The organism is Planotetraspora thailandica, assembly GCF_016863335.1.
In the GTDB taxonomy this organism is placed as follows: domain Bacteria; phylum Actinomycetota; class Actinomycetes; order Streptosporangiales; family Streptosporangiaceae; genus Planotetraspora; species Planotetraspora thailandica.
This window is the reverse complement of the sequence record NZ_BOOR01000008.1, coordinates 365993-392507: the sequence shown is the minus strand read 5'-3', so window position 1 is coordinate 392507 and position 26515 is coordinate 365993. Positions and strand designations below refer to the sequence as shown.

Annotated in this window: 21 protein-coding genes; 10 read left to right on the top strand and 11 right to left on the bottom strand. The window is 70.5% G+C overall.

Annotated elements, in window-relative coordinates; genetic code table 11:
- Positions 1-43 precede the first annotated feature (43 nt).
- Positions 44-1465, top strand: coding sequence for an SEL1-like repeat protein (locus tag Pth03_RS08810; protein WP_203943624.1), 1422 nt, complete (start codon positions 44-46; stop codon positions 1463-1465).
- Positions 1466-1490: 25 nt separating this feature from the next.
- Here Pth03_RS08810 and ald read toward each other — a convergent pair whose 3' ends face one another.
- Both ald and Pth03_RS08800 read right to left on the bottom strand, forming a co-directional pair.
- Entirely contained in the window at positions 1491-2606 is a 1116-nt protein-coding gene (gene ald / locus Pth03_RS08805; RefSeq protein ID WP_203943623.1) for an alanine dehydrogenase, read from the bottom strand.
- A 64-nt stretch (positions 2607-2670) separates the two neighbouring features.
- Positions 2671-4053 carry an aspartate aminotransferase family protein gene (locus Pth03_RS08800; protein WP_203943622.1) on the bottom strand — a complete coding sequence of 461 codons (1383 nt, stop codon included), beginning with the start codon at positions 4051-4053 and terminating at the stop codon, positions 2671-2673.
- Positions 4054-4308: 255 nt separating this feature from the next.
- Here Pth03_RS08800 and Pth03_RS08795 point away from each other — a divergent pair, with 255 nt between their 5' ends.
- From Pth03_RS08795 to Pth03_RS08775, 5 genes are all read left to right on the top strand, one after another.
- A complete protein-coding gene (locus Pth03_RS08795; protein WP_239118865.1) occupies positions 4309-5643 on the top strand; it encodes a M20/M25/M40 family metallo-hydrolase in 1335 nt (444 codons plus the stop codon).
- Positions 5644-6244: 601 nt separating this feature from the next.
- Positions 6245-6925: an ABC transporter ATP-binding protein gene (locus Pth03_RS08790; RefSeq protein ID WP_203943621.1), complete on the top strand. Its 681-nt coding sequence runs from the start codon at positions 6245-6247 to the stop codon at positions 6923-6925.
- Complete coding sequence (locus Pth03_RS08785; protein ID WP_203943620.1) at positions 6922-9063, top strand: YhgE/Pip family protein; 2142 nt, start codon at positions 6922-6924, stop codon at positions 9061-9063. Before Pth03_RS08790 ends, Pth03_RS08785 begins: the two co-directional genes overlap by 4 nt.
- The gene (locus Pth03_RS08780; RefSeq protein ID WP_239118864.1) at positions 9060-9665 is read left to right on the top strand and encodes a TetR/AcrR family transcriptional regulator; all 606 of its coding nucleotides are present in this window, start codon (positions 9060-9062) and stop codon (positions 9663-9665) included. The genes Pth03_RS08785 and Pth03_RS08780 overlap by 4 nt, the downstream gene beginning before the upstream one ends.
- 74 nt (positions 9666-9739) lie before the next feature.
- Complete coding sequence (locus tag Pth03_RS08775; protein ID WP_203943618.1) at positions 9740-10372, top strand: LysE family translocator; 633 nt, start codon at positions 9740-9742, stop codon at positions 10370-10372.
- A 504-nt stretch (positions 10373-10876) separates the two neighbouring features.
- On the opposite strand, the gene Pth03_RS08770 is transcribed toward Pth03_RS08775, so the two are convergent.
- From Pth03_RS08770 to Pth03_RS08750, 5 genes are all read right to left on the bottom strand, one after another.
- Positions 10877-12511 (bottom strand): acyl-CoA synthetase, encoded by a 1635-nt coding sequence (locus Pth03_RS08770; protein WP_203943617.1) that lies wholly within the window; start codon positions 12509-12511, stop codon positions 10877-10879.
- 32 nt (positions 12512-12543) lie between these two features.
- Positions 12544-13692, bottom strand: a complete 1149-nt coding sequence (locus Pth03_RS08765) for a thiolase family protein (protein WP_203943616.1) — start codon at positions 13690-13692, stop codon at positions 12544-12546.
- A gap of 183 nt (positions 13693-13875) precedes the next feature.
- Positions 13876-14904, bottom strand: coding sequence for a thiolase family protein (locus Pth03_RS08760; RefSeq protein ID WP_203943615.1), 1029 nt, complete (start codon positions 14902-14904; stop codon positions 13876-13878).
- On the bottom strand, positions 14897-15808 hold the full coding sequence (locus Pth03_RS08755) for a Zn-ribbon domain-containing OB-fold protein (RefSeq protein WP_373318513.1): 912 nt from the start codon (positions 15806-15808) through the stop codon (positions 14897-14899). The genes Pth03_RS08760 and Pth03_RS08755 overlap by 8 nt, the downstream gene beginning before the upstream one ends.
- The gene (locus Pth03_RS08750) at positions 15798-17336 is read right to left on the bottom strand and encodes an acyl-CoA synthetase (RefSeq protein ID WP_203943614.1); all 1539 of its coding nucleotides are present in this window, start codon (positions 17334-17336) and stop codon (positions 15798-15800) included. Before Pth03_RS08750 ends, Pth03_RS08755 begins: the two co-directional genes overlap by 11 nt.
- A 183-nt stretch (positions 17337-17519) precedes the next feature.
- Here Pth03_RS08750 and Pth03_RS08745 point away from each other — a divergent pair, with 183 nt between their 5' ends.
- Positions 17520-18335 (top strand): crotonase/enoyl-CoA hydratase family protein, encoded by an 816-nt coding sequence (locus Pth03_RS08745; RefSeq protein ID WP_203943613.1) that lies wholly within the window; start codon positions 17520-17522, stop codon positions 18333-18335.
- 133 nt (positions 18336-18468) lie between these two features.
- Here the strand turns inward: Pth03_RS08745 and Pth03_RS08740 are convergent, their stop codons facing one another.
- Both Pth03_RS08740 and Pth03_RS08735 read right to left on the bottom strand, forming a co-directional pair.
- Complete coding sequence (locus Pth03_RS08740; protein ID WP_203943612.1) at positions 18469-19314, bottom strand: SDR family NAD(P)-dependent oxidoreductase; 846 nt, start codon at positions 19312-19314, stop codon at positions 18469-18471.
- Positions 19311-20255 carry an SDR family NAD(P)-dependent oxidoreductase gene (locus Pth03_RS08735; RefSeq protein WP_203943611.1) on the bottom strand — a complete coding sequence of 315 codons (945 nt, stop codon included), beginning with the start codon at positions 20253-20255 and terminating at the stop codon, positions 19311-19313. Before Pth03_RS08735 ends, Pth03_RS08740 begins: the two co-directional genes overlap by 4 nt.
- Before the next feature lie 71 nt (positions 20256-20326).
- On the opposite strand from Pth03_RS08735, the gene Pth03_RS08730 reads away from it, so the two are divergent.
- Positions 20327-21244 carry a LysR family transcriptional regulator gene (locus Pth03_RS08730; protein ID WP_203943610.1) on the top strand — a complete coding sequence of 306 codons (918 nt, stop codon included), beginning with the start codon at positions 20327-20329 and terminating at the stop codon, positions 21242-21244.
- A 46-nt stretch (positions 21245-21290) separates the two neighbouring features.
- Here Pth03_RS08730 and Pth03_RS08725 read toward each other — a convergent pair whose 3' ends face one another.
- Positions 21291-22460, bottom strand: a complete 1170-nt coding sequence (locus Pth03_RS08725; RefSeq protein WP_203943609.1) for a damage-control phosphatase ARMT1 family protein — start codon at positions 22458-22460, stop codon at positions 21291-21293.
- Positions 22461-22530: 70 nt separating this feature from the next.
- Complete coding sequence (locus Pth03_RS08720) at positions 22531-23643, bottom strand: NAD(P)H-dependent flavin oxidoreductase (protein WP_203943608.1); 1113 nt, start codon at positions 23641-23643, stop codon at positions 22531-22533.
- Between the two features lie 248 nt (positions 23644-23891).
- Between Pth03_RS08720 and Pth03_RS08715 the strand changes: the two genes are divergently transcribed.
- A complete protein-coding gene (locus Pth03_RS08715) occupies positions 23892-24851 on the top strand; it encodes a LysR family transcriptional regulator (protein WP_203943607.1) in 960 nt (319 codons plus the stop codon).
- Between the two features lie 85 nt (positions 24852-24936).
- Positions 24937-26439 carry a S1 family peptidase gene (locus Pth03_RS08710; protein WP_203943606.1) on the top strand — a complete coding sequence of 501 codons (1503 nt, stop codon included), beginning with the start codon at positions 24937-24939 and terminating at the stop codon, positions 26437-26439.
- Positions 26440-26515 lie beyond the last annotated feature (76 nt).

The following is a 26515-nucleotide window of genomic DNA, read 5'->3' as shown; positions in this document are numbered from 1 at the left end:
ATTACACTCCGTAACAGTGGCATCACATGCCACCCTGACTCCCATGACTCTTCTGGGAGCGACGACGACGACGGTCCCGAGGGCTGACGTCCCGGTCCCACGCAGCCCTCAGACCGAGGACCCCTTCGAGGCGAAGTTGCTCTCCACGGCGCTGGCGGGCGACGCGGACGCCGCGCACCGCCTCGGCCGCCTCTACGCCGAGCGGGACGACCGCTCGGCCGCTCGGCTCTGGTGGGAGCGGGCGGCCCAGGCGGGCAACGTGGACAGCGCCTTCAACCTCGGCCTGTGGCACCAGAGGCACGGCACCACGGAAGAGGCGATGCGCTGGTTCGAGGCGGCCGCCGTCACGGGCGACGCCGAGGCGGCGGTCAAGCTCGCCACCGTGTTGCTGGAGCGCCGGGGCGACCTGGACGCCGCCCGGCACTGGCTGGAGCGGGCGGCCGCCGACGGCTCATGCGCCGCGGCCCGGCGGCTGGCGCTGTTGTGCGAAGACCTGGGCGACCCCGTCGGCTCACGCGACTGGCATCGCAGGGCGGCCCTGGAAGGGGAACTCGACTCCGCCTACGACCTGGGTTTCCTCGGCTACGCGGCGGGTGACGAGGGCGAGGCGCGCCACTGGTGGGAGGTCGCAGGCCGCGCCGGTCACGCCGACGCCGCCTACCATCTCGGACTGCTGTTGCACGCCGCGCACGACCCCGAAGGCGCGGAGACCCTCTACCGGCTCGCCGCCTGGCAGGATCACCCGCGCGCCGCCTTCGCGCTCGGCCGCCTCGCGCTTGCCCGGCGTGATCTGCGTACGGCCCGCATCTGGTTCGAGCGGGCCGCGCACACCGGCCGCCTCGACGCCCAGCGCATGGCCGGATTCGTCTGCGTGGAGCTCGACGACCCGGCCGCCGCCACCCGGTGGTTCGGGCAGGCGGCGGGCGCAGGAGACGTAGAGGCGGCCTACAGCTACGGGCTCCTGCTGATCGCCGAACAGGGCGACCTCGACGGCGGGCTGCACTGGCTGGGGCGGGCCGCCGCGGCCGGGCATCACCAGGCCACGGTCGAGCTGCGGGCGCTCGTCGCGGCGGCCGACGAGGAAACACGGCACTCCCAGGAGCCCGGCCGCCCATGCGACCCGCCGTCCTGCTGCTGGGAGGGACCTTCCGATCCCGAGCTGACCGCACGGGCCGAGCTCGCGGTGGCCGCGGGACGGCGATGCGGCGACGCGGTGCCCAACCCCGCCGACCTGATCGAGATCCTCGGCACGTGGGAGCTGATCACACGCGGCCTGGCGGAGCGGCGCGACCCGGTCCTGTGGCTGGCCGAGACGAGCGGCCTGCACGCGCCCGCGGTCGAGCACCTGAGGTCGGTGCGCATGACCCTGCTCAGGCCGGGAACCGCTCCCTGGCCGGCGCCCGCCGAGGTCGAGCACGTCCTCGTGACCGCGCGCGACCTGCGCAGGCGCCTCGGCCTGCGCTAGGTCGTGCTCCCTGCTCGCGCTGGTATCAGGCCGCCAGGATGTCGGCGACCGGGGTGAACGGGACGCCGTGCGCCGCGGCGACCGGCTCGTTCGTCAGCACACCCGCGTGCGTGTTCAGCCCGAGCCGCAGCCCGGCGTCCCCGCGCAACGCGTCCCTCCAGCCCTGCCCGGCCAGCTTGACCGCGTACGGCAGGGTGGCGTTGGTCAGCGCGTACGTCGAGGTGTTGGCCACCGAACCCGGCATGTTGGCCACGCAGTAGAAGATCGAGTTGTGCACCCGGAACGTGGGCTCGGCGTGCGTGGTCGGCCGCGAGTCCTCGAAGCAGCCGCCCTGGTCGATGGCGATGTCGACGAGCACGGAGCCCGGCTTCATCCGGGAGACCAGTTCGTTGGAGACCAGGGTCGGCGCCTTCGCCCCCGGGATGAGCACCGCGCCGATGACCAGGTCGGCCTCCAGCACCGCCTGCTCCAGGGCGTACGCGGTGGACACCAGCGTCTTCAGACGGCCCTGGTAGATCGCGTCGATGAAGCGCAGGCGGTCGATGTTGACGTCGAGGATGGTCACGTCCGCGCCCATGCCGACGGCGATCTGCGCCGCGTTGAGGCCGGACACGCCACCGCCGATGACGACGACCTTGGCCGGGGCGACACCCGGGACGCCGCCGGGCAGCACGCCGCGGCCGCCGTTGAAGCGCATCAGGTTGTACGCGCCGACCTGCGGGGCCAGACGGCCGGCGACCTCCGACATCGGGGCGAGCAGCGGGAGCGTGTTGCCCGTCTGCACGGTCTCGTAGGCGATCGCGGTGGTGCCGGCCGACAGCAGCGCGTCGGTGCACGGCCGGGACGCGGCCAGGTGGAGGTAGGTGAACAGCACCAGGTCGTCGCGGAGCCTGCCGTACTCCTCGGCGATGGGCTCCTTGACCTTGAGGACCATCTCGGACTCGCCCCAGACGGCGTCGGCCGTGTCGAGGATCTTGGCACCGACCGCGAGGTACTCCTCGTCCGTGATGTGGGAGCCGAGGCCCGCGCCCCGCTGGACGTGGACGTCGTGTCCGCGGCGGACGAGCTCGTGCACACCCGCCGGCGTGGCGGCCACGCGGTACTCGTGGTTCTTGACCTCGGCAGGGACGCCGATCTTCATGGAACTGTCCTTTCAGGCGGTCGCCGTACGGCCCGGGGCGGCCGGGCCGTACGGCATTGTTTTGTCAGAGACGGGCCCAGGCCTCGGTGAGGACGGACCGGAGAATCGACTCGATCTCGTCGAACTCCTTGGGGCCGCAGATCAGCGGCGGAGCGAGCTGAACGACCGGGTCGCCTCGGTCGTCGGCCCGGCAGTACAGGCCGGCGTCGTACAGGGCCTTGGACAGGAAGCCGCGGAGCAGCCGCTCGGACTCCTCGTCGTTGAAGGTCTGCTTGGTCGACTTGTCCTTGACGAGCTCGATTCCGTAGAAGTAGCCGGAGCCGCGCACGTCGCCGACGATCGGGAGGTCGAGGAGCTTCTCGAGCGTGGCGCGGAAGACGGGCTCGTTTTCCGTGACGTGGCCGAGCAGGTTCTCGCGCTCGAAGATGTCGAGGTTGGCCAGGGCCACGGCGGACGACACCGGGTGGCCGCCGAAGGTGTAGCCGTGGGCGAACATCTCGGTGCCGTGCTTGAACGGCTCGAACAGCCGCTCAGAGGCGATCATCGCACCGATGGGTGAGTAACCGCTGGTCAGGCCCTTGGCACAGGTGATGATGTCGGGCACGTAGTCGAACTTCTGCCCGCCGAACATGGTGCCGAGACGGCCGAAGGCGCAGATGACCTCGTCGGAGACGAGCAGCACGTCGTTCTCGTCGCAGATCTCCCGCAGTCGCTGGAAGTATCCGGGCGGTGGCGGGAAGCACCCCCCGGCGTTCTGCACCGGCTCGACGAAGACGGCGGCCACGGTGTCCGGCCCCTCCATCTCGATGGCCTTGCCGACCTGGTCGGCGGCCCAGCGGCCGAAGGCCTCGGGGTCTTTGTCGAAGCCGGGGAAGCCGGAGATCTCGTCGGCGCGGTAGAGGTTGGTGTTGGGGACCTTCAGCGCACCGGGGACCAGCGGCTCGAAGGCCTCCTTGAGGCCGGGGATGCCGGTGAGGGAGAGAGCGCCGTGCGGGGTGCCGTGGTAGGCGATCGAACGGCTGATCACCTTGGTCTTGAGGGGCTTGCCCTGGGTTTTGAAGTACTGCTTGGCAAGCTTCCAGGCCGACTCGACGGCCTCGCCTCCGCCGGTCGTGAAGAAGACCCGGTTCAGGTCGCCTGGTGTGAGCTCCGCGATTCTGGCCGCCAACTCGGCGGCCTTGGGATGGACGTAGGACCAGAGCGGGAAGAAGGCCAGTTCCTTGCCCTGCTTGGCGGCCGCCTCGGCCAGCTCGGCGCGTCCGTGGCCCACCTGGACGACGAACAGGCCCGCGAGACCGTCGAGGTACCGCTTGCCGTGGACGTCGTAGATGTAGGCGCCCTCACCCCGGACGATCATGGGCACTTCGGTGTTGTCGTAGGAGCTGTGCCGGGTGAAGTGCATCCACAGGTTGTCTTGTGCGGCTTTGAGTACGTCCGGGCGCGTCATCGCAACCTTCCCTCAGGCGATCGGTGCTGTGCACAGTCTGCATGTCGTTATCGCACTTTGCCAAGTGATTACGTGGTTGCACATTGCAAGAAGTTCGGAATCCGCGATATCGCCATGTAATCGCGACGAAATCCGTGTAGGTAGATTCTCGGAAATCGCTCGCCGCACGGCAAGGTCACACGCGGGGTGTGGTGCAATGGGCTGGTCCAACGGCTCAGCACGCCTCAAACCATCAAGATTCTGGAGAAAACGCCCGTGACGGACATCGAGCAGGCGGTCGAGGCGGGCATGCCGCAGACGATCGAAGACCTCACGCAACTCGTGGCGATTCCGTCGATCGCGTTCCCCGGACACCCCGCGGAGCCGATGCTCGCCGCCGCGGCCAAGGTCGCCGAACTGTTGCGGTCGGTCGGTCTTCCGCACGTCGAACTGCACCCCGTCGCGGGCAGCTACCCCGCCGTTTACGCCGAGGCCCCCGCTCCCGCCGGCGCCCCCACCGTGCTGCTCTACGCGCACTACGACGTGCAGCCCGCCGGGGACCCCGCCCTCTGGCGCACCCCGCCGTTCGAGGCCACGGTGATCGGCGACGCCATCTACGGCAGGGGCGCGGCCGACGACAAGGGCGGCCTCATCGCGCACATCGGCGCGCTGCGCGTCTTCCAGGGCGACTTCCCTGTGGGAATCAAGGTCATCGTCGAGGGCCAGGAGGAATACGCCGGGGAACGCCTGGAGGAGTTCGTCGAGGCCTACCCCGAACTCGTGCGCGCGGACACGATCGTCATCGGCGACGTGGGCAACCCCAAGGTCGGCGACCCCGCGCTGACCACCGCGCTGCGCGGCATGGCCGCCGTCACGGTGGAGGTGCGCACCCTCGCCGAGGCCGTGCACAGCGGCGCGTTCGGCGGCGCGGCCCCGGACGCCCTCGCCGCGCTGATGCGCATGCTGACCGCCCTGCACGACGACAACGGCGACGTGCGCGTGCCCGGACTCCAGCCCGGGACCTTCCCCGGTGAGGGTTCCTCCGATGAGGAGTTCCGCGAGACCGCCGGCGTGCTCGACGGCGTCTCCCTGGTCGGCTCCGGTTCCATCGCCGACCGGGTCTGGGCGTCCTACGCCATCACCGTGACGGGACTCGACGTGCCGACCGTGTCCGGCGCCGTCAACGCCGTGCAGGCCGTCGCCCGCGCCCGCATCACCCTGCGCGTGCCCCCGTCGGGAGACTCCAAGACGGCGGTCAACGACATGATGACCTTCCTCACGCAGGTCGCGCCCTGGGGCGTGCAGGTGTCGTTCGACGACCTCGTGACAGGCCCGGGCTTCCAGGCCGGGGAAGGCGGAAAGGCACGGGCCGCCATCGAGGAGGCGATGGAGCGGGCCTACGGCCAGGCGCCGCGCGAGGTCGGGCAGGGCGGGTCCATCCCCCTCGTCGCGACCCTGGCCCGGCTGCACCCCGAGGCCGAGATCCTCCTCTTCGGCGTCGAGGACGAGGGGTCGTCCATCCACGCGCCCAATGAGCGGGTGTCCATTCCCGAACTCCAGCGCACCATCCTCGCCGAAGCCCTCTTCCTCCAGAACCTGGCGAAGTCCTGACCATCGGTGATCACGAACCTGGGAACACTTGGGCGTGATCATGCAGAAGTTCGGGGGAACGCCACCTGACGCGCCCCTCCTCTGGCCGTGATCATGCAGAAGTTCGCGGAAAAGCTTCCGACCAGGGGAAACGCCGACCGTGATCATGCAGAAGTTCGGAGGTGGCATCTCCCACCTGCGGAAATCCATTTCGTGATCATGCACGCTCCGGCAGAGCCGTACGGATGACACGCCCAGGCACAGGGCGGAGGCGAACCGGTGACATGCATGATCACGCAAGGGGAATGCGCAGGCCGACACAGGGGGCGGCGATTTACTGCATGATCACGAATCGAGTTTTCGCAGGCAAAGGGCCGAGTCCCCGAACTTCTGCATGATCACGACTCGCGTCCGCGCAGGCCCGGGCACACCCTGCCGAACTTCTGCATGATCACCGCCAGGTCGCGCGTGACACGTGTGATCGACTCCAAGGCGGGGGGCCTGCGCGATCGCCACCTCGCCGTGTCGTGTTGTCGAAATCACGTTGTTTGATGACGATTCGGGACTGATCGGCTTGTAGGCTCAAATTTGTACCGACTGGTCAGTTCAAAAGGATTGAACGATGGCTGTCCCGAACGCCGCGAGCGACGCGGCATTCACCGGCGCCCGCGTGCGCGCCGACCGGCTCTCCCTCAAAGGCCCGCACGGCTGGGTCTACCGCGACGTCTCCCTCACCGCCGTCCCCGGCAGCCTCACCGTGGTGGAGGGGGCGGCGGGAAGCGGCAGGACGAGCCTGCTGCTGACGCTCGCGGGACGGATGAAGCCGACCGGGGGCACGCTCGCGGTGGACGGCAAGACGGCACGCCGCCCGATCCAGCGGCTGGCCGCGCTGGGGTTGCTCACCGAGGTCAATCCCTTCGACGAGGGCCTGTCGGTGCGGGAGCACCTCAACGAACGCCTGGCGTACCGCCGCCGCAGGGACCTCGCACGTACGGCGTTCAGCCACGCGGGTCTCGACCTGTCCGACCTGCCCGAGGGGGACCGCACGCTGGCCCGGCGGCTCACCCGCGACCAGGCAGTGCGGCTCGGGATCGCCCTGGCACTGCTCGACGAGCCTCACCTCCTCGTGGTCGACGACGCCGACCAGGGGTTGCCGGAGCTGCCGCGCAGACGCTTGTGGCGCACCCTGCACGAACTGGCGGGCGAGGGCCTCACCGTCGTCGCGACCTGCACGGACGCCCGGGACGCCGCCTGGGCGGCTGACACTGTCGTCACTCTCGGTGTGAGCGAGGAGGAGCGATGACCCGGCTGCTGGAGCTGCGCCGTTTCACCCGCTCACGGCTCACCAGGGTCGCGCTGGTCGGCGTGATCACGCTGCCGCTGCTTTACGCCGGCCTCTACCTGTGGTCGTTCTGGAACCCGCAGGGCAATCTGAAGCACCTCCCGGTGGCGCTCGTCGTCGAGGACCGGCCGGCGACGGTCGCCGGGAAGACGGTCGACGCGGGCCGGGATCTGGCCGACGAACTCAAGCGGCGCGACGTGTTCGCCTGGCACGACGTGAACGCGACGCAGGCCGCCCAGGGCGTCGGGGACGGCGCGTATTACCTTTCGCTCACCATCCCGCGCGATTTCAGCGCCGACCTCGCCTCGCCGTCGGGCGACGGCACGCCGACCCCGGCCGCGCTGGGGGTGCGCGTGGACACCGGGCGCAGTTACATCGTCGGCACCATCTCCGACTCGGTGTTCCAGGAGGTGAAGGAGGCGGCGGCGCAGACCGCGGTGCACGGCTACCTGGACCAGATCTTCCTGTCCTTCGGCGACCTGCACGACCAGACGGCCAAGGCCGCCGACGGCGCGGGGCGGCTGCACGACGGCGCGGTCTCCGCCCACGACGGCGCGGCGTCCCTGCATCACGGCCTGTCCGACGCCGAGGACGCCGCCGGCGACATCTCGGCCGGCGCGGCCAGGCTCCACGACGGGTCGCAGACCCTCGCGAGCGGGCTCGGCGACGCCGGCCGCGGCGCGGCCGACCTCACCACCGGCCTGGCTACGGCCGGCAGGGGCGCGACCGACCTCCGCACGGGGGTCTCCGCGCTCGACAAGGGTGCGGCCGCGCTCGCCGAGGGAAACCGGCAGGCCTATGACCAGGTGCACGCGTTGTCCCCCACCGTCAACAAGGCCGCCGACACCTATGCCCCGGTCCTGACCGCGAACGGCAAGCGGATCCAGAGCACTGCGCTCCACGTGGCCGACGCCGCCGACCGGCTGGCGGACAAGGCAGACCAATCCGACTCGCAGGAACTACGCGACCTCGCCGCCCAGGCGCGCGCACTCGCCGCCGACGCCCGGCAGCTCGCGGACGCCGCTCCCACCCTGGGCAGCCGGCTCGACGACGCCAGGGACCAGTTCAACGACCTCGACCACGGGCTCAAGCAGCTCTCCGACGGCGCCGCGTCCCTGCACCGCGGCACGGGCGAGGCGCTCGACGGCGCCACCTCCCTGGCCGGGGGGCTCGGCACGCTGCACGAGGGCGCACGCTCCCTGTCGGCCGGCCTAAGCAGGCTCGACAACGGAGCCGGCACGCTCGACACCGGTCTCGGCACGTTGTCGTCGGGAGCAGGCCGGCTCGACACCGGCATCGGCAAGCTGCACGACGGCGCGGGCAAGCTCGACAGCGGCCTGGTCAAGCTGACCGACGGCTCAGGCGACCTCGCCTCGGGGCTCAGCGACGGCGCAGCCCAGATCCCCGCGTACGGCACCGCCGAACGCGACAGCCGTACGGACATGATGAGCGACCCGGTGCGGCTCGACACGCGCGTCGACGACGCGGTACCCAACTACGGCACGGGGTTCGCCCCGTTCTTCGTTCCGCTGGCGTTGTGGGTGGGCGCGATGGTCACCTACATGGTGTTGCGCCCGGTGAACCCGCGGCTCGTCGCGGGTTCGGCACCCGCGTGGCGTACGGCTCTCGCCGGCTGGGCGCCGGGGGTCGCGATGGGCGCGTTGCAGGTCGCGGTGTTGCTCGGCGTGCTGCGGCTGGGCCTCGGGCTGACGGCCGAGCACTGGGTGGGGGTAGCCGCGTTCCTCGTGCTGACGGCCGCGGCGTTCATCGCCGTCGTCCAGGCGGTGAACGCGCTGGCCGGCCCGCCCGGACGCGTCGCCGTACTGGCCCTGCTGATGCTCCAGCTCACCTCGGCGGCAGGCACCTATCCCATCGAGACCTCGCCCGGGTTCTTCCAGGCCATCTCGCCATGGCTTCCGATGAGCTGGGTGGTCGCGGGAATGCGACGGCTGATCAGTGGCGGCGACCTGACCGTCGTCTGGCAGGCATGTGGCGTCTTGTCCGCGTTCGTCGCGCTGGGCCTGACTGTCACCATGCTGGCCGTACGGAAGGGGCGCACCTGGTCGGTCGCGCGCCTCAAGCCGGAGCTGGCGCTGTGACGGCCACGACCCCGGCCGAACCGGGGGGACGGCGGGGCGAGACACGGCGGAAGGTCTACCGCGCGGCGGTGGAGCTGATCGCCGAGCAGGGGTTCACGGCCACGACGGTCGACGCCATCGCCGAACGGGCGGGAGTCGCCAAAGGCACCGTGTTCTACAACTTCGGCAGCAAGGAGGGCCTGTTCTCCAGCCTGCTCGCGCACGGCGTCGGGCAGCTCACGGATGCGCTGTCGGGGGCGGCAGCGGCGGCGCCCCGGCCCGGAGTCGCCGCCCTCGACGCGGTGGTCCTCGCGCAGCTGCGGTTCTTCGACGAGTACGGGCCGTTCGCCCGTGTACTGGTCGCCGAGATGTGGCGTACGGCCTGGCAGGAGGTCGTGGCCGGGCTGCGGGAGGGAGCACTCGGGGTCTACCAGGGCGTTCTCGACGAGGCCGTCGCGGCGGGCGAGCTCAGAGAGGGCCTCGACACCGGCACGGCGGCGACCGCGATCTTCGGCATGGTCCTGACGGTCGCGATCGAACGGCGGGCGCTGCACCCCGAGCAGCCGCTGGAGGAGGTGCACGCCACACTGGCCGGGCTGATCCACGGGCGCATCACCGGATGAATGGGCGCACTCTGCGACCGTGTCCCTGCAAATAGGGATGCTTTGGGCGAGGGTCGCTTCGTACCATCGCAACCATGCCTGCGATGACGACGCTCGCCCTGTTCGCGGCCGCGACCCTCGCCCTGCTCATCGTGCCGGGGCCCGCGGTCCTGTACATCGTGACCCGCAGCGTCGCCCAGGGCCGTACGGCGGGGCTGGTTTCGGTGCTCGGCGTGCACGCGGGCTCGCTGGTGCACGTGGCCGCCGCCGCGCTCGGCATCAGCGCGCTGCTGGCGGCGTCGGCGGTCGCGTTCTCCGTCGTCAAATATCTGGGCGCGGCCTATCTGGTCTATCTCGGCGTACGGAAGCTGATGTCGCGTGCGGACGACGAGGGCCCGATCGAGGTGCCGGTCGCGAGCCGGTCCCGGCTGATCGGCGAGGGATTCGTCGTGAACGTGCTCAACCCCAAGACGGCGATCTTCTTCATGGCGTTCCTGCCGCAGTTCGCCGACCCGGCCCGGGGGCCGATCGCACCACAGATTCTGCTGCTGGGGCTTATCTGGATCGTGCTGGGCCTGGCCAGCGACGGAAGCTACGCCCTGGTGTCCTCCGCCCTCGCCGGGCGGCTGCGCCGTTCGGCTCGGGCACACCGTCGCCTGGACATCGGCAGCGGCCTCGTGTACATCGGCCTCGGAGCGGTGGCCGCCTTCGCCCACAACCCCAAGTGACACACCACCCCCGGGAAGCGAATCGAGGGTGCCGCGATTTATCAAGCGTGCCGCGATTTGGGGTGTGCGACGCCATGGGGCAACCCCCTGGCGGTGATCATGCAGAACTTCGCGAGCAGGCGGCGGACGTGGGCAAACCCTGGGCGTGATCATGCAGAAGTTCGCGGACAGGCGGCACAACCAGCGTGAACGCCAACCGTGATCATGCAGAAGTTCGATGGGATGCCTTCCGAACTGGCAATACAAACTTCGTGATCATGCAATCGGCGATTATGCGCTTTTATCGCGAAAAAGCACCCCGAGATGGCATTGCATGATCAGCAAGCGCGTCGGCACTGGCCATAGGGGCACACCACCCCTTTCTGCATGATCACGAATTGCGTTTGCGCACGTCACACCGCCCACCGTCGAACTGCTGCATGATCACGCCCAGGGTCTTCCCACGTCAGCCGACCACTGCTCGAACTTCTGCATGATCACGGCCAAAGTCGGTGCAGGTCAGCGCTACTGATCCCGAACTTCTGCATGATCACGCGGACTGGGGGTCGCGGACTGCGGGGTCGCGGACTGGGCCACCTCCTTGGCCCATCGGTAATCGGCTTTGCCCGCCGGGGAACGCATGACCTCGTCCACGAACGCGTACGCCCGCGGCACCTTGTATCCCGACAACCGTGCCCGGCAGTGGGCGTCCAGTTCCTCCCACGTCGGCGCGGTTCCCTCGTACGGCTGGACGACGGCCGCGACCCGGGAGCCCCACCGCTCATCGGGGATCCCGGTGACGACGGCGTCGAAGACCGACGGATGGCCCTTGAGCACGGCTTCGACCTCTTCGGGGAAGACCTTCTCCCCGCCGGTGTTGATGCATTGCGAGCCCCGGCCGAACATCCGGATCGTTCCGTCCTCCTCCACCATGGCCAGATCGCCCGTCAGCAACCATTTGGTGCCGTCCCCGTCCGTCACGAACGTGCGCGCGGTCTTGTCCGGGTCGTTGTAGTACCCGAACGCGATGTGCCCGCTCCTGGCGACCATCCCCATGATCTCTGAGCCCGGTTCGACCGGCCTGAGCTTGTCGTCGAGTACGGCGATGCCCGCATGGGCGTTGGGCTGGTATTTGAGACCGGCCTCCGGCGACGAGCCGGCGACTCCCGATGCCGTGAATCCGGACTCCGTCGACCCGAAGCTGTCCGTGATCATCGAATTGGGGAGCAACTCCTGCAGCCGCGCCCGCACCGAGCCGCTCAGGATCGCCCCCGTCGAGCTGACGACGACCAGCGACGACAGGTCGTACGACCCTGTGGCGATCTCCTCGGCCAGCGGCCGGGCCATCGCGTCACCCGTGATGTTGACGCTGACGACCCGCTCGCGCTCGATCGCCCGCAACACCGCGACCGGGTCGAATCTGCGCACGTAGACCATGGTCGAGCCCATGCACCAGCACAGAAACGTGCCCATCTGGGCCGCGCCGTGCATGAGCGGGGGCGCCGCCATCATGACGATCGGGGAGGCCGCGCGAGCCTGCTCGATGACCGCCTCGGGCGTCGCCAGCGGCGCGCCGTACGGGTTGCCGCCGCCGAACGCGATGAAGAGGTCCTCGACCCGCCACATCACACCCTTGGGCATGCCGGTCGTCCCGCCGGTATAGATGATGTAGACGTCCTCCCCCGTCCGCGGCTCGAATCCCCGCGTCGCCGGTTGCCCGTCCAATGCCTGGCCGTACGGCACGGCCTCCGGGACGGCGGAGTCGCCGCCGACGGCGATGAGGTGGCGCAGCGCGGGAGCCTCGCGGCGGGCGGCGGCGACCCTGGCGTCGAACTCGACGTCGAACACCAGCGCCACGATGTCGGAGTCGCGGTAGAGATAGACGAGTTCGGCCTCGACGTAGCGGTAGTTCACATTGATGGGTACGGCCCGGATCTTCAGCGCGGCCAGGAGCGCGGTGATGTACTCCAGGCCGTTGTAGAGCTGAATCCCCACATGGCGGCCTGGCCGTACTCCATTGGCGGCGAGGTGGTGCGCGAGCCGGTTGGCCTGGGCGTCGAGTTCGGCGTAGGTCATGCGTTCGTCGCCGCAGACGACGGCGACCCGGTCCCCGATCGTGTCCGCGAAGCCTTCGAACAGGTCGGCGTGGTTGAACTCCATATACGAGGACCTCCCATTCGGGGCCGGGTCTGTCAGGGTTTGCTCGCTCCGACGATCCACATGGCGAAGAACTGCGCCCCTCCGCCGTAGGCGTGGCCGAGGGCCCTGCGGGCTCCGTCGACCTGGTGTTCGCCGGCCATGCCTCTGACCTGCAACGCCGCCTCCGCGAAGCGGATCAGCCCGGAGGCCCCGATGGGGTTGGACGACAGCACGCCGCCCGAGGCGTTCCACGGGATGTCGCCGTCGAGCGCGGTGCTGCCGGCCTCCGTGAGCTTCCAGCCCTCGCCCTCGGCGGCGAAACCGAGATTCTCCAGCCACATCGGCTCATACCAGGAGAAGGGCACGTACACCTCGGCCACGTCGATCTCGCGGCGCGGGTCGGTGACGCCCGCCTGGCGGTAGACGTCGGCCGCGCAGTCCTTGCCCGCCTGGGGGCTCACCGTGTCGCGATCCGCCCGGGACATCGGCTCGGACCGCATCGCGGCGCCGTGCACCCATGCGGGCGTCCCGGTCACCTTGTGCTCCGCGGCCAGCACAATCGCGCAGGCGCCGTCCGACGACGGGCAGGTCTCCAGGTAGCGGATCGGCTCCCACAACATCGGGGTCGCCTCGACCATCCGGCGGTCGATGCCGGGGATCCTCAGGTGGGCGTAGGGGTTCTTCAGCGCGTTCTGCCGGTCCTTGACCGCGACGAGGATCCCGATGTGGTCGGGCGCGGCCGACCTGCGCATGTACTCGCGGATGTGCGGCGCGAAGTATCCGCCGGCCCCGACGACCAGCGAGGCGTTGAACGGCAGATGCGTGGAAAGCGCCCAGGTCGCGTTCGACTCCGACTGCTTCTCGAAGGCGACCACGAGCACGCGTTCGTGCACGCCTCCCTGGATGAGCGAGGCCCCGACGAGCGCCGTCGACCCGCCGACCGAGCCCGCCGTGTGCACGCGCGTCATCGGCTTGCCCGCCGCACCCAGCGCGTCCGCGAGGTACGCCTCGGGCATCATGACGCCCTCGAACAGGTCGGGCGCCTTGCCGATCACCACGGCGTCGATGTCCTTGAACGTCAGTTCCGCGTCCTCCAGCGCGCGCAGGGCGGCCTCCCTGACCAGGCCGGCGATGGACACGTCGGCCCGCTTGGTCTGATATCGCGTCTGGCCGACGCCGATGACGGCACAACGGTGAGCCACGGCAACACCTCTATTGCATGATCACGATTTGCGTTTTCCCAGTTCAGCGCGGACATCGTCGAACTTCTGCATGATCACGACCGGCGTCTCCGCAGGTCGCGGGGCATGATCGCGAACTTCTGCATGATCACGCCCAGTGGGGGTTGGGGGCCCAGGGGGGAGGTCTGGGGGGCCCAGAGGTCATCACACCCAATCGGCTTGGAGGACGGTGACGAGGTTGTGCTGGAGGCAGGGGCCGGAGGAGGCGTGGGCGACGGTACGGCTCGCGCTTCCGTCGAGGATCCAGGCCGCCGCCTCACCGATGCGGATCAGCCCGGTCGCCATGACGGGGTTGGCCGCCAACGGCCCGCCCGAGGGGTTCACCACCGTGCCCGCGGGCAGCTCCAGCGCCTCCCGCAGGATGAGCTCCTCATGGCTGAACTGCGCGTGCAGTTCGGCCACGTCTACTGGGCCCTTCCCCACCCCCGCCGCCCGTGCGGCGGCCTCGGCGGACGGCGAGCGCGTGAGGTCGCGCATGCCCAGATAGTGGGGCTCGATCCGGTGGGCGATGCCCGTGATCCAGGCGGGCCGCTCGGCCAGCTCGCGCGCGAGGTCGCCCGCCGCCAGCACCACCGCAGCGGCGCCGTCGGTGATCGGCGCCACGTCGTACGGCCGCAGCGGCGCCACCTCGAACTCCTCGCCCGAGGGGTCGGGCAGGTCCAGGGCGAAGGGGTTGCCTCTGCCGTCGGCCCTGCTCCGCCGGACGATCGCGTCGAGCTCGCCTCGGTCCGCGCCGTACGCGCCGGCCTGGAGGGCGGCGAACGACACCTGGTCGAGGCCGAGCGGCGCCAGGTAGTACGGGTCGAGCTGCAGGGTCATGATCTCCCGCAGGTCGCCCAGGGACGACTTGCCGAAGCCGTAGACCAGCGCGGAGTCGACGTCGCCGTGCTGAAGCCGCACCCAGGCCTCGTACAACGCCCAGGCCGCGTCCATCTCGACGTGGCTCTCGGAGATGGGCGGCCAGGCGCCGAGGGAGTCCAGCGCGGAGACGAACGAGAACGGCGCCCCCGCCAGGTAGTCGCAGCTGCCCGAGCAGGTGAACCCGAAGCTCGGCAGTCCCGACCTCTCCTTGATCTCCTGCACCAGGGGGTGCACCAGCTCGAACTCGGCCAGCCCCTCGTCGTGGCCGGTGTGCACGGTCTGAGCGAACGCGACGACCGCCACCTCACGCATGAGGCCCTCCCAGCTCCGCGTCCGGCTCGCCCGTGGGGGCGAACCATCGGACGTTGGCCATCGACAACGTGCGCTCCTCGGGAGATACCCAGACGGCCTTCACACGCATGCCCTGCCGTACCTCGTGGGCGGGCACGCCGCCCACGAGCGCGATCATGGGGACGTCCGTGCCGTCGAGCAGGATGTAGGCCGACACGAACGGCACCTCGGGCGCGCGGGGGTCGGGCAGGTTGTTGATCGCGAAGGTGGTCACTGTGCCGGTGTCGGGCACCTCGACCTCCTCGGAGATGGCCGAACCGCAGGAGGGGCACGAGGTGCGGAACGGCACGTAGACCTTGTCGCAGCGTGTGCAACGCCCGCCGAGGAAGACGCCGTCGCGGATGCCCTCGAGGAACCGGCTGAGCGAGCGGCCAGGCTGGACGCGATATTCGGTGCGGATCGGCGCCCGCATGGTGGTGACCTCAGGCACGAAGCACGCAATGTCGGTGATGTGGCCGACGCGCTCGCCCCGGAAACGTGGCCGGACCCGCATGCCGGGCCGCATCGCCTTCACCGAGTCGGCGGCGACCGCGTGCACCAGGGCCGTGTCCGCGCCGTCGAGCTTGATGAGCGCCCAGGCGAACGGCCGGTCCAGCGGATGGTCCTTGCGGGGGGAGGCCACCCACGCCCAGCCGGTCACGGTGCCCGCGGGGCCGACCTCGACGAACTCGCCGGTCACCGGCTCGCCCGTGTCCGGGTCGTACTCCAGCGGCGGCACGAGCACGCGCCCCTCGGCCGTGCGCACCCCGACGATGCGGCCCTCGCGCAGCTCGGTGAGGAAGCGCCCGATCACCGGTCCCGTCGTCCGCGTGTATCCACCGGGGAACTCGAGCGCGTGCTCGGCGACCAGGGGCTCAGATGGCACGGTCACGGCCCTCCCAGTAGGGGTCACGGAGCTTGCGCTTGAGGAGCTTGCCGTTGGGCTCACGCGGCATGACCTCGATGAAGTCGATCGACTTGGGCCATTTCATCCGCGCCAGCCGCCCCTCGAGCGACGCGAGGATCTCCGCGGCGAGCTCGGGGCCGGGCGGCGACCCGGGCATGGGTTCGACGACGGCCTTGATCTGCTCGCCCCAGTCGTCGTCGGGGATGCCGAAGACGGCGGCGTCGGCGACCTTGGGATGCACCATCAGCTCGTTTTCGATCTCGGCCGGGTAGATGTTCGTGCCGCCCGAGATGATCATGTCGGCCTTGCGGTCGCAGAGGAACAGGTAGCCCTCGTCGTTGAGGTAGCCGATGTCGCCGACCGTGAAATAGTCCCGGAGTCTGCTCGCGGCGGTCTTGGCCGGGTCGCCCTTGTACTCGAACTGGATGGCGCCCATCTTCATGTAGACCGTGCCGGGGGTGCCCGCGGGGACGGGTTCGTTGTCATCGTCGACGATGAGCAGCTCGCTCATCGGCCAGGCGGTGCCGACCGTGCCGGGGTGCTTCTTCCAGCCCTCCGGGGTGGCGATGGTGCCGCCGCCCTCGGTGGCCGCGTAGTACTCGTAGATGCAGTCGCCCCACCAGTCGAACATCGCCCATTTGACCGGGACCGGGCAGGGCGCGGCGGCGTGGATCATCCACCGCAGCGAGGACAGGTCGTATCGCGACCTGACGTCGTCCGGCAGCGCGAGCAGCCGCTTGAACTGCGTCGGCACCATGTGCGAGTTGGTCACGCCGTGTCTCTCACAGAGCTGGAGCGTCTCCTCCGCGTCCCACCTGTCCATGTAGACGAGCGTGTGGCCCATGTGCAGGGCCGTGCCGCCGAACTGCGTGACGGCGGTGTGGTAGTTGGGCGAGGTCACCAGGTGGGCGTTGGGCCGGCCGGGCGTGATGCCGAACAACCTCAGCAGCGACGTCATGAGCTCGGCCGCGTCGTCCGGGTCGAGCCCGGTCAACGGCCGCCGCACCCCCTTGGGCCTGCCGGTCGTGCCCGAGGTGTAGTGCATGGTCGCGCCGGCCGTACGGCCCTCGGGGAGGGCGTCGGAACGGCCCTCGGTGAGGTCGGCGACCGGGCGGAACCCGTCGATCGCCCCGAAGGAGAACCGCGACTCGACGGCCTCGGCGCCTCTGGCCCCTTCGACGGCGTAGCGCTCGTGCACGAAGAACGCCTTCGCCTCGCTGTCGGCGACGATGTAGGCGATCTCGGGGCCGGTCAGGTGCCAGTTGACCGGGGTGTAGTACCACCCCGCCTGCAGGGCGGCCAGATAGAGCGTGAGCCCGTCGGCGCCGTTGGGCATCAGCCCGCAGATGCCGTCGCCGGGCTTCAGGCCGAGTTCGCGCAGACCGTGCACGAGCCGGTTGGCCCGCGACAGCAGCTCCCCCGCCGTGTGTTCGGTGCCGTCCGGATCCACCGCCGCGATCCAGCCGGGATCCGCCTGCGCCAGCCTCCAAAAACCCAGCGAGCCCATCGGAACTCCCTCGTCCGATTCCGTACACGCACCCCCGGACCGCCGCAGTGAAGCACGTTCTCGTTCTGCCGACAAGTCCTGGAATTACTGGGGCATTGCGAACAAGAATCTGTTCTAGTTCGTGTTCGCAGACTAACCCGGCCGACCCTGACGAGCAATCGCTTGACCAATTGGAGGGCGTCCATGGAGCTCCTGCCTCTGAGCACCCCGCACTGCCGGATCGAGCGCGACGGCCACGTCGTCGTGGTCACGATGGACCGGCCGGAGGCCAGGAACGCCCTGTCCATGGACATGCTGGTCGGGCTGGCCGACGCCTGGGCGTACATCTCCGCCGAGCCGGACGTACGGGTCGGCGTCCTGACGGGCGCGGGAGGCACGTTCTGCGCCGGCGCCGACCTCAAGGCGATGGGCACGCCCTCACAGGACCCGCGGGTCGTGCGGCGTGCCCAGGAGATCCCCGACTTCCACTGGAAGGGCCTGCTCCGCGGGGCGGGCGCGCTGCCGTCCAAGCCGATCGTCTGCGCGGTGGAGGGCTACGCGGTGGCCGGGGGGACGGAGCTGCTCGTCGGCACCGACCTGCGGATCGTGGCCGAGTCGGCGACCCTCGGCCTCTTCGAGGCGCGGCGGGCGCTGTTCCCGATGGGCGGCAGCGCCGTACGGCTGCCGCGTCAGATCCCGTACGCGTTCGCGATGGACATCCTGCTGACCGGGCGGGCGATCACCGCCCAGGAGGCGCTGTCGATGGGCCTGGTCAACCGGATCGTCCCGGACGGCAAGGCGCTCGAAGCGGCCCGCGAGACGGCCGACGAGATCGCGGCCTGCGGCCCGCTCGCCGTGCAGGCGATCCTGCGGACCTACCGCGAGACCCTCGGCATGGCCGAGGAAGAGGCCCTCGCGGTGTCGGACACGATCGGCTGGCCGGTCATCGGCTCCGAGGACGCCAAGGAGGGCTCCCTGGCGTTCCGGGAGAAACGCCCGGCCGTCTATCGCGGCGAGTAGCCGCCGCCGTCACCGAAACCGATCGCGCCGTCAAGGACACACCTTGCGGTACGGCTCGCCTGGCACATACAGGTCCCACTGTCACGCGACAAAAATGGACCGGCAAGTCCCATCGCTGCTACTCGCGCCCGGGTCAGTCCCCGGGCTTCCAAGGCAGGACGCTGCCGTTGCGGACGAGCTGCCCGTAGTGGCCGGGGGCGACGGGACCCAGGGCGAGATCGAGAAGGGGGACGGCGGCGTCCGCGGGGCTGCGGGCGTCGCTGACGTCCCACCACATGCCGGATGTCGGGGTGTTCATCATCCCGGGGCAGACCGCGGCGAGCAGGACGCCCCGTGCGGTGTCGCGTTCGCGGCGCTGGTGGGCGAGGGCACGGACGGCGGCGACCTGGCCGATCTTGGAAGGGATGTTGACGAAGCCGGGCCAGGCGCCGCCGCGGGCGGATCCGTCGGCGACGGCGTCCCGCCAGACCGCGACCTGCTCGTCGACGTCGTCCAGCGATGTCAGGCCGTCGAAGCGGTCGTGCAGCACCGGCGCCAGGTAGTGCAGCGTGCCGAGCGAGCTGGCCACGACGATGAGCCGTCCGCCCTCGCGCAGCAGCGGCGCGAACGCCCGCAGCAGGCGGGTGGTGCCGAAGTTGTTGACCTCGGCGTACTCGGTGGCGATCTTGCGCGGGTCGTCGTCGGGCCCGACCCGCATGACGGCGTTGCCGAACACGACGTCCACGCCGCCGTGCCGCTTCTGCAGCCGCTCGGCGAGCTGGCCGGCGGCGTGCGGGTCGGCCACGTCCAGGAGCTCGCCGCGCACCTGGGCGCCGCCGCCCGGCGCCGCGTCCACAGCGTGATTGACCCGGTCCAGGTTCCGTCCGGTCAGGTAGACGGTGTCCTGCGGCGACAGGCGCTGGGCGAGCCCTTCGGCCAGCGCCAGGCCGAGTCCCTGGGTGGCGCCGGTGATCAGGGCGACTTTCGGTGTGGTGGTCATGATGCCTCCTGAGTACGGCCGAGCAGGGTCTGCGACAGCTCCCACAGCCGCTGGGCGCCGTCGGGGTCCAGGGCGTAGCGGGCCACGCCGTGCAGGAGCGGCGCGTCGCCGCGGCGGTCGATGGTCTGGGTCTGGTTGCAGTCGACGAAGTACCGGCCGCCGACGCCTTCCAGCAGCGGCGAGGTCGCCAGCAGCACAGAGGTGGCCGCGCCCTGCTCGACGGTCTTCATCAGCTCCGGCGGAACGCGCCCGCTGCCACGGCCACCGGTGTGGCGCTGCAGACCCGTGTAGATCGCGCCGGGCATCAACGCGTTCGCGGTGATCCCGTCGCCGGCCCAGCGGCGGGTCGCCTCGACCGCGAACAGCACGTTGGCCGTCTTGGACTGCCCGTAGGCCAGCCACGGATCGTAGGGGCGGAAGGCGAAGCTCACATCGTCGAACACCACCGGGGACCTCTGGTGGCCGGTGGAACTGACCACCACGATGCGCGCCGCCCCGTCGGCCGCCAGCGCCGCGTGCAACCCGGTCGCCAGCGCGAAATGCCCCAGGTGGTTGGTGGCGAACTGCAGCTCCCAGCCCTCCGGCGTGTACTGCTCGGGGCAGGCCATCACACCGGCGTTGTTGACCAGGATGTGCAACGGCCCGTCCCAGGACGCGGTGAACGCCGCGACCGACGCCAGGTCGGCCAGATCCAGCGCCGAGACCCGCACGGCCGGATTGCCGGTGGAGGACGCGATGTCGGCGGCGACGCGCTGCCCCGCGGCGGTGTCGCGCACGGCCAGGGTGACCTCGGCGCCGGCGGCGGCCAGCGCCCGCGACGTCTCCACGCCGATGCCCGAGGACGCCCCGGTCACCACGGCGCGACGCCCCGCCAGATCGATGCCCGCGGCGACCTCGGCCGCCGTGCTGGCGAATCCGAAAGGAGTTCGTATCAAGCTCATACGCCCAGGCTAGGAACCGCTAAAGCCATTCCACCAGCGAGAATGACTCACCCCTAGTATGTGTAATCGTCATGGCCTTCACCGATGCCTCACTCACCGCGCTGCGGGTGTTCCGCGAGGTGGCCGAGCACGGCACGCTCACCGCGGCCGCCACCGCGCTCGGCTACACCCAGTCCGCGGTGTCCCGCCAGATCGCCTCGCTGGAACGCGCGGCCGGAACACCGCTGCTGCACCGCCGCCACGACGGTGTGCGGCTGACCCCCGCCGGGCAGATCGTCCTGCGCCGCGCCGCCACCGTCATCGACCAGCTCGACGCCACCGCACGGGAACTGGCCGGCCTGCCCGACGAGCACGCCACCGTCCGGCTCGGCTGGTTCACCAGCGCCGGCGCCTGGCTACTGCCCACCGCACTGACCGCCCTGCGCCGCACCCACCCCACTATCACCGTGACCACCCGCGAAGGCAGCACCCCCGCCCTGGTCCGCGCGCTGCGCGCCGGCACCATCGACCTGGCGCTGCTGGCCTCCGCCCCACCGTTCCGCCCACCCGACAAGGAGACCCCCGCCCTGGTCCTGCGCACGCTCACCGAACGCGGCCTGCGCATCGCCGTGCCCGAGACCCACCCGCTCGCCCGCGGCGAGGCGATCGACGTCGCCGACCTGCACGGCCAACGCTGGATAGCCGGCACCGGTCAGGAACGCGTGATGGGCGTCTGGCCCGGCCTGGACGAACGCCCCCACATCGCGCACACCGCCCGCGACTGGCTCGCCAAACTCCACCTCGTCGCCGCCGGCTTCGGCATCACCACCGTCCCCCCCGCCCTCGCCCCCGCGATGCCACCAGGAGTGCGCGTCCTGCCCGTCCGGGGCGGCCCCGCCGAACAACGACGCATCCTGCTCGCCCACCTCCCCCGCCCACTCCCAGAACCCGCCGCCCGCCTCGCCGACGCCCTCCGCACCGCCGCCCTCGAAACCGACCTCTCGCTCTGACACGGGCGCGCTACATCGTGACCACCGTCGGACCGAGGCCGGCCGCCTACGCGCGGCCCTGGATGAGCGCGCGGGTGCCCGTGGTGCGCCACGCGTCGCCGGTGGCGTCCAGGGCGGCCGACGTACGGGCGTCCACGCCGACGAGCACCTCGGACTTGAGCGTGCGCAGGGCCACGACCGGCCCCGGGAAGTATGCGGTGACCTCGGAGAACGGGGTGTCGGTCGGCCACATGCGGTCCCCGACGAGCCTGCGGTAGTTGAGGTCGCCCTTGGTGACGGTCAGCGCCGCGGAGGCGAACTCGTCGCGCAGGCTGTCCGGCATGTCGGCGTACGGCAGGGGGGCGCAGGCGAACGGATGCGTGCGCAGCGTGAGACGTCCCGACCGCAGCGCCTGCCGCAGCCGCGCCCCCGCCTTGCCTGCCTGCCCGGGTGCGGCCGTCATGCGGTCGAGGGCGGCAAGCACGTCCGCCGGAGTGGCGTCGGACACGAAGTACGGCTGCGGCTTGACGTGCAGCACGATCTCCGTGGCCAGCCTCCTGGTGAGGAGATGGTCGATCAGCGCCAGGTCGGGCAGCAACTCGCGGCCGGCGTTGTCGGCGACGAAGCACACCGTGCCGGGAGGCCGGTCGTGGAGCAGCGACCACAGGAGCGCGCTGTCGTCGGCGACCAGGTCGGCCGACTTCTCCTCCCCCAGCTCCCCCATGACCTGGAAGGTGAGGTCGGCTCGGTTGCCCCACAGGGACGCGAGCAGCAGCGCGGTCTCCTTCTCCGGCCCGGGGAGGCCGGCCACGGCGTCCAGGCTCGCCAGTTCCTCGTCGACGACGCTTCCCGCGAGCTCGGCCCGCTTGAACGGCTCGAACGGGTCGACGCCCCGCCACGGGCCGTCGTCGAAGTAGCCCGTGGCCTCCAGCAGCCTGCGGTAGAAGTAGCTCTCCGCCCACAGGAACGGCGCGTCCGTCCACCGCCCGCGCAGATAGGGCCGCCCCCACGACAGCCAGGTCCTGAAGTCGTGCGCCGACGCGTCGAGGGGCTGCATCTTGTCGGCGATGGCCTCCTCCAGCAGCCGGTCCAGCGCCTGCAGCCGGTCGGGCGAGTACGGCAACGCGTCCCTGACCTGCCGCACGAGAACCGGATGCCGGTCGCGGAAGACCCCCTCCGCGTAGGAGCCCGGCACGTTGCCCCGGATCGGCGGCACCTCCCCCCGCTGCTGGCCCATCGTCAGCGCACCCCCCGATCACGTCCGTTTCGCGTGATTCATTATTCCGGGGCCGCGGGAGGGGCTCGCATCAGCCGCCGGTGATGCGGCCGAGTCGCTCCATCGCCTCGACGTACTCCTCGACCATCTCGAACACCACCTGCTTGGCCGGCTTGACCTGGTTCATCACGCCGATGATCTGACCGGCGGGGAAGGTGGCGAGCTCGGCCGCGCCCGACGACCCGATGCGGCGCAACGCCTCCGACACGAGCATGAACTGCAGAGGCATCGGCAGCGTACCGGGCGACTCGGCCGACTCCCACGCGTCGGTCCACTCGTTCTTGAGCAGCCGGGCGGGCTTCCCCGTCCAGCTCCGCGACCTCACGGTGTCGCGCGAGGTGGCCTCCAGGATGCGCCGCCTGGCCATCTCCGGCGTGTCGGCCTCCTCGACGGTGAGCCAGATCGAGCCCGTCCACACCCCTTCCGCGCCGAGCGCCATGCCGGCGGCCATCTGGCGTCCGGTGCCGATGCCTCCCGCAGCGAGCACGGGCACGTCCACCGCGTCGACCACCTGAGGGATCAGCACCATGGTGGAGATGTCGCCGGTGTGCCCGCCCGCCTCGGTTCCCTGGGCGACGACGACGTCCACGCCGACCGCCACCTGCTTGACGGCGTGACGCGGGGTGGACGCCAGGGCGGCGACCTTGACGCCCTTGGCGTGCGCGAGCTCGACGACGTCGGCGGGAGGCGGGCCGAGGGCGTTGGCCAGCAGCGCGATCGGATGCCGCAGCGCCACCTCCACCTGCGGCCGGGCGGTCGCGTCGGTCCAGCCGAGCAGCACGCGGCCCGGATCGTTTCCGCTCAGCGGCGGCACGTCGTGCCGGGCGAGCAGGTCGTCGACGAACGCCCGGTGCCCCGGGGGGATCATCGTGCGCAACCGCTCGACGAGCTCCTCGGGAGAGTCGACGCCGAGGTCCGACCCGGCGTAGGAGGCAGGCATCACCACGTCGACGCCGTACGGCCGGCCGCCGGCGTGCTCGTCGATCCAGGCGAGCTCCGTCTCGAGCTCTTCCGGCGTGAAGTACAGGGCGCCGAGCACGCCCATGCCGCCCGCGCGGCTGACCGCGGCGACGACGTCCCGGCAGTGACTGAACGCGAAGATCGGAAACTCTAGCCCGAACATGTCGGTGACCCGGGTCCGCATGATTCGACTGTACGGCCGGGCCGCCCAAAACTGCAACGTGTTACACCTGCGCCTTTCTCTCTTCTTCCGACACCCCACAACCATGGTCAACATCGAGAGGAGGGAGGCCGCGAGAACACGTTTCAAACTCGGCACTCCCCGGGCTTCATAATCGCCGCGGTGCAATGTGAAAATGCCCGACGAATTTGAGTCAGATTTCGTGACATAACAGGATTGCGGCCATACCACAGCGGTCGTAGTTTCCCGGTATGGATCTGGAGCTCCGCCATCTCAAGATCGTGCGCGCGGTCGCCGAGTCCGGCAGCGTCACCAAGGCCGCGACCCGGCTCGGGCTGGCCCAGCCGTCCCTCACCGCCCAGCTGAAACGCATCGAGCGGACGCTCGGTGGCCCCCTCTTCGAGCGCGACCGCAACGGCGCCCGGCCGACCCCCCTCGGCGAGATGGTGCTGTCACGGGCCCGGGTGCTGCTGCCCGCCGTCCGCGAACTTCAGGAAGACGCGGTCAGGTTCGCCAACCAGTCCGACGACCTGCCCGGCTACCGACTCGGCGCCACGCACGGCCCCATTCTCGGCGGTCTCGTCGAACGGCTCACCGCGGCCCATCCGGCCACACCGGTGACCACCCGCACCTCATGGTCGGCGCAGGAGCTGACCACGCTCGTGACCGCGGGCCGGCTCGACTTCGCGCTGATCGGCACGTGCGGCGACAGCGCTCCCCCGCAGGCCGACGCGATGAGCTGGAGCACCGTGGCCGCCGACCCCGTCTTCGTGCTCGTGGCCGAGGACCATCCGCTCGCCGGGGAGGGCGAGCTGGAGCTGTCCCGGCTCGCCGGGGAGACCTGGGCGGTCGCGCCCGGAGACGGGTGCTTCGCCGACTGCTTCGCCGGGGCGTGCGCCCGCGCGGGTTTCGTCCCCATGCCGATCTACGAGACCGACGTCGCCACCTGCCTGCACCTGGTGGGGGCGGGCAAGGCCGTCGCGCTCTGCCAGGCCACCTTCCAGCTCACCACCGGCCTGGTGATGATGCCGCTGGCCGGAGCTCCGTTGCGCTGGCGGCACCTGCTCGGCTGGCACGACGACTCGGCCGCCGCCCGCGTCGCCTCCTCGGTGGTGCAGTACGCCAGGGCCGCCCACGCCGACACCGTACGGCGAAGCCGCCGCTACGCCGACTGGCTGGTCGCAAACCCACGTTTCAGCCCGGCCCCATAATCCGGTGGTAGGGGTCAACTGATAGATCCGCATGCGGCATGGGCTCGGTTACGTTGACGGCACCCCCCGACCCCGAGGAGACCCCATGCTCCGCAGACGCACGGTGACCGCCGGCTGCGCTCTGGTGATCGGCGTCATCGCCGCGATGACGTCACCCTCGATGGCGGCCGCCGACCGCGGCGCCTCCACCGCACCGTCCGCCTCCGCCGTCAAGCCGCCGCCCGGCATGCTCGACGCGATGAAGCGCGACCTCCGCCTCAGCACCGAGCAGGCCGAGTCCCGGCTGCTCAACGAGGCCCGCCTGGGCTCGATCGAGCCCAAGGTGCGCAAGAACCTCCGCGACGCCTACGCCGGCTCGTGGTTATCCGGCGAGACCTCCTCCACCCTGGTGGTGGCCACGACGGACGCCTCCAAGGCCGCCTCCATCTCCGCCTCCGGCGCCCAGGCGAAGGTCGTCGACAACACCCTGGCCTCGCTGAACACCGCCAAGGAGACCCTCGACAAGAACTCCGCGAGGGCGCCCAAGACCGCTCCCGTCTGGTACGTCGACGTGCGGAGCAACCGCGTCGTCGTCCTGACCTCCCAGCCCGCGCAGGCCGACGCGTTCGTCGCCGCCAGCGGCGTCGACTCCTCGCTCGTCAGTGTCCAGCTGTCCGGCGAGCAGCCCCGGACGTACTACAACGTCCGCGGCGGCGACGCCTACTACATCAACAACTCCGCCCGCTGCTCGGTCGGCTTCGCGATCACCCGTGGCAGCACCAACGGGTTCGTCAGCGCCGGGCACTGCGGCCGGGCCGGCAACTCCACGACCGGCTACAACCAGGTCTCCCAGGGCACCTTCCAGGGCTCGTCCTTCCCGGGCAACGACTACTCCTGGGTCTCCGTCAACAGCAACTGGACGTCCGTGCCGTACGTCAACAACGGCAGCGGCGGCAACGTCACGGTCAGCGGCTCCACCGTCGCCCAGGTGGGCGCGTCGATCTGCCGCTCCGGCTCCACCACCGGATGGCACTGCGGCACCGTCCAGCAGCTCAACACCAGCGTGACCTACCAGGAGGGCACCGTCTCCGGCGTCACGCGGACCAACGTCTGCGCCGAGCCCGGCGACTCCGGCGGCTCGTTCATCTCGGGCAGCCAGGCCCAGGGCGTCACCTCCGGCGGTTCGGGCAACTGCTCCTCCGGCGGCACCACCTACTTCCAGCCCGTCAACGAGATCCTCTCCACGTACGGCCTGACCCTCGTGACCTCCGGCGGCGGCGGTGGCGGTGGCGGCAGCACCTGCACCGGTTACCAGTCGACCTACACCGGCAGCCTGAGCAGCGGCGGCGCCGCCGTCCAGCCCAACAACAGCTACTACCAGAGCACCGTCTCCGGCACACACCGCGGCTGCCTCGACGGCCCGACCGGCGTCGACTTCGACCTCTACCTGCAGAAGTACAACGGCTCGGCCTGGGTCGACGTCGCCAGCTCCACGTCGTCCGGCCCGGATGAGGCCCTCACCTACTCCGGCACGTCCGGCTACTACCGCTACGTCGTCGACGCCTACAGCGGCTCGGGCTCCTACTCCCTGGGCGTGACCCGCCCGTAGTACCCCCCTCCTGCCGTTCCACCTGGCAGAACGCGCGACACGCGCGCGGGCGCCGCCGTACCACGGGTACGGCGGC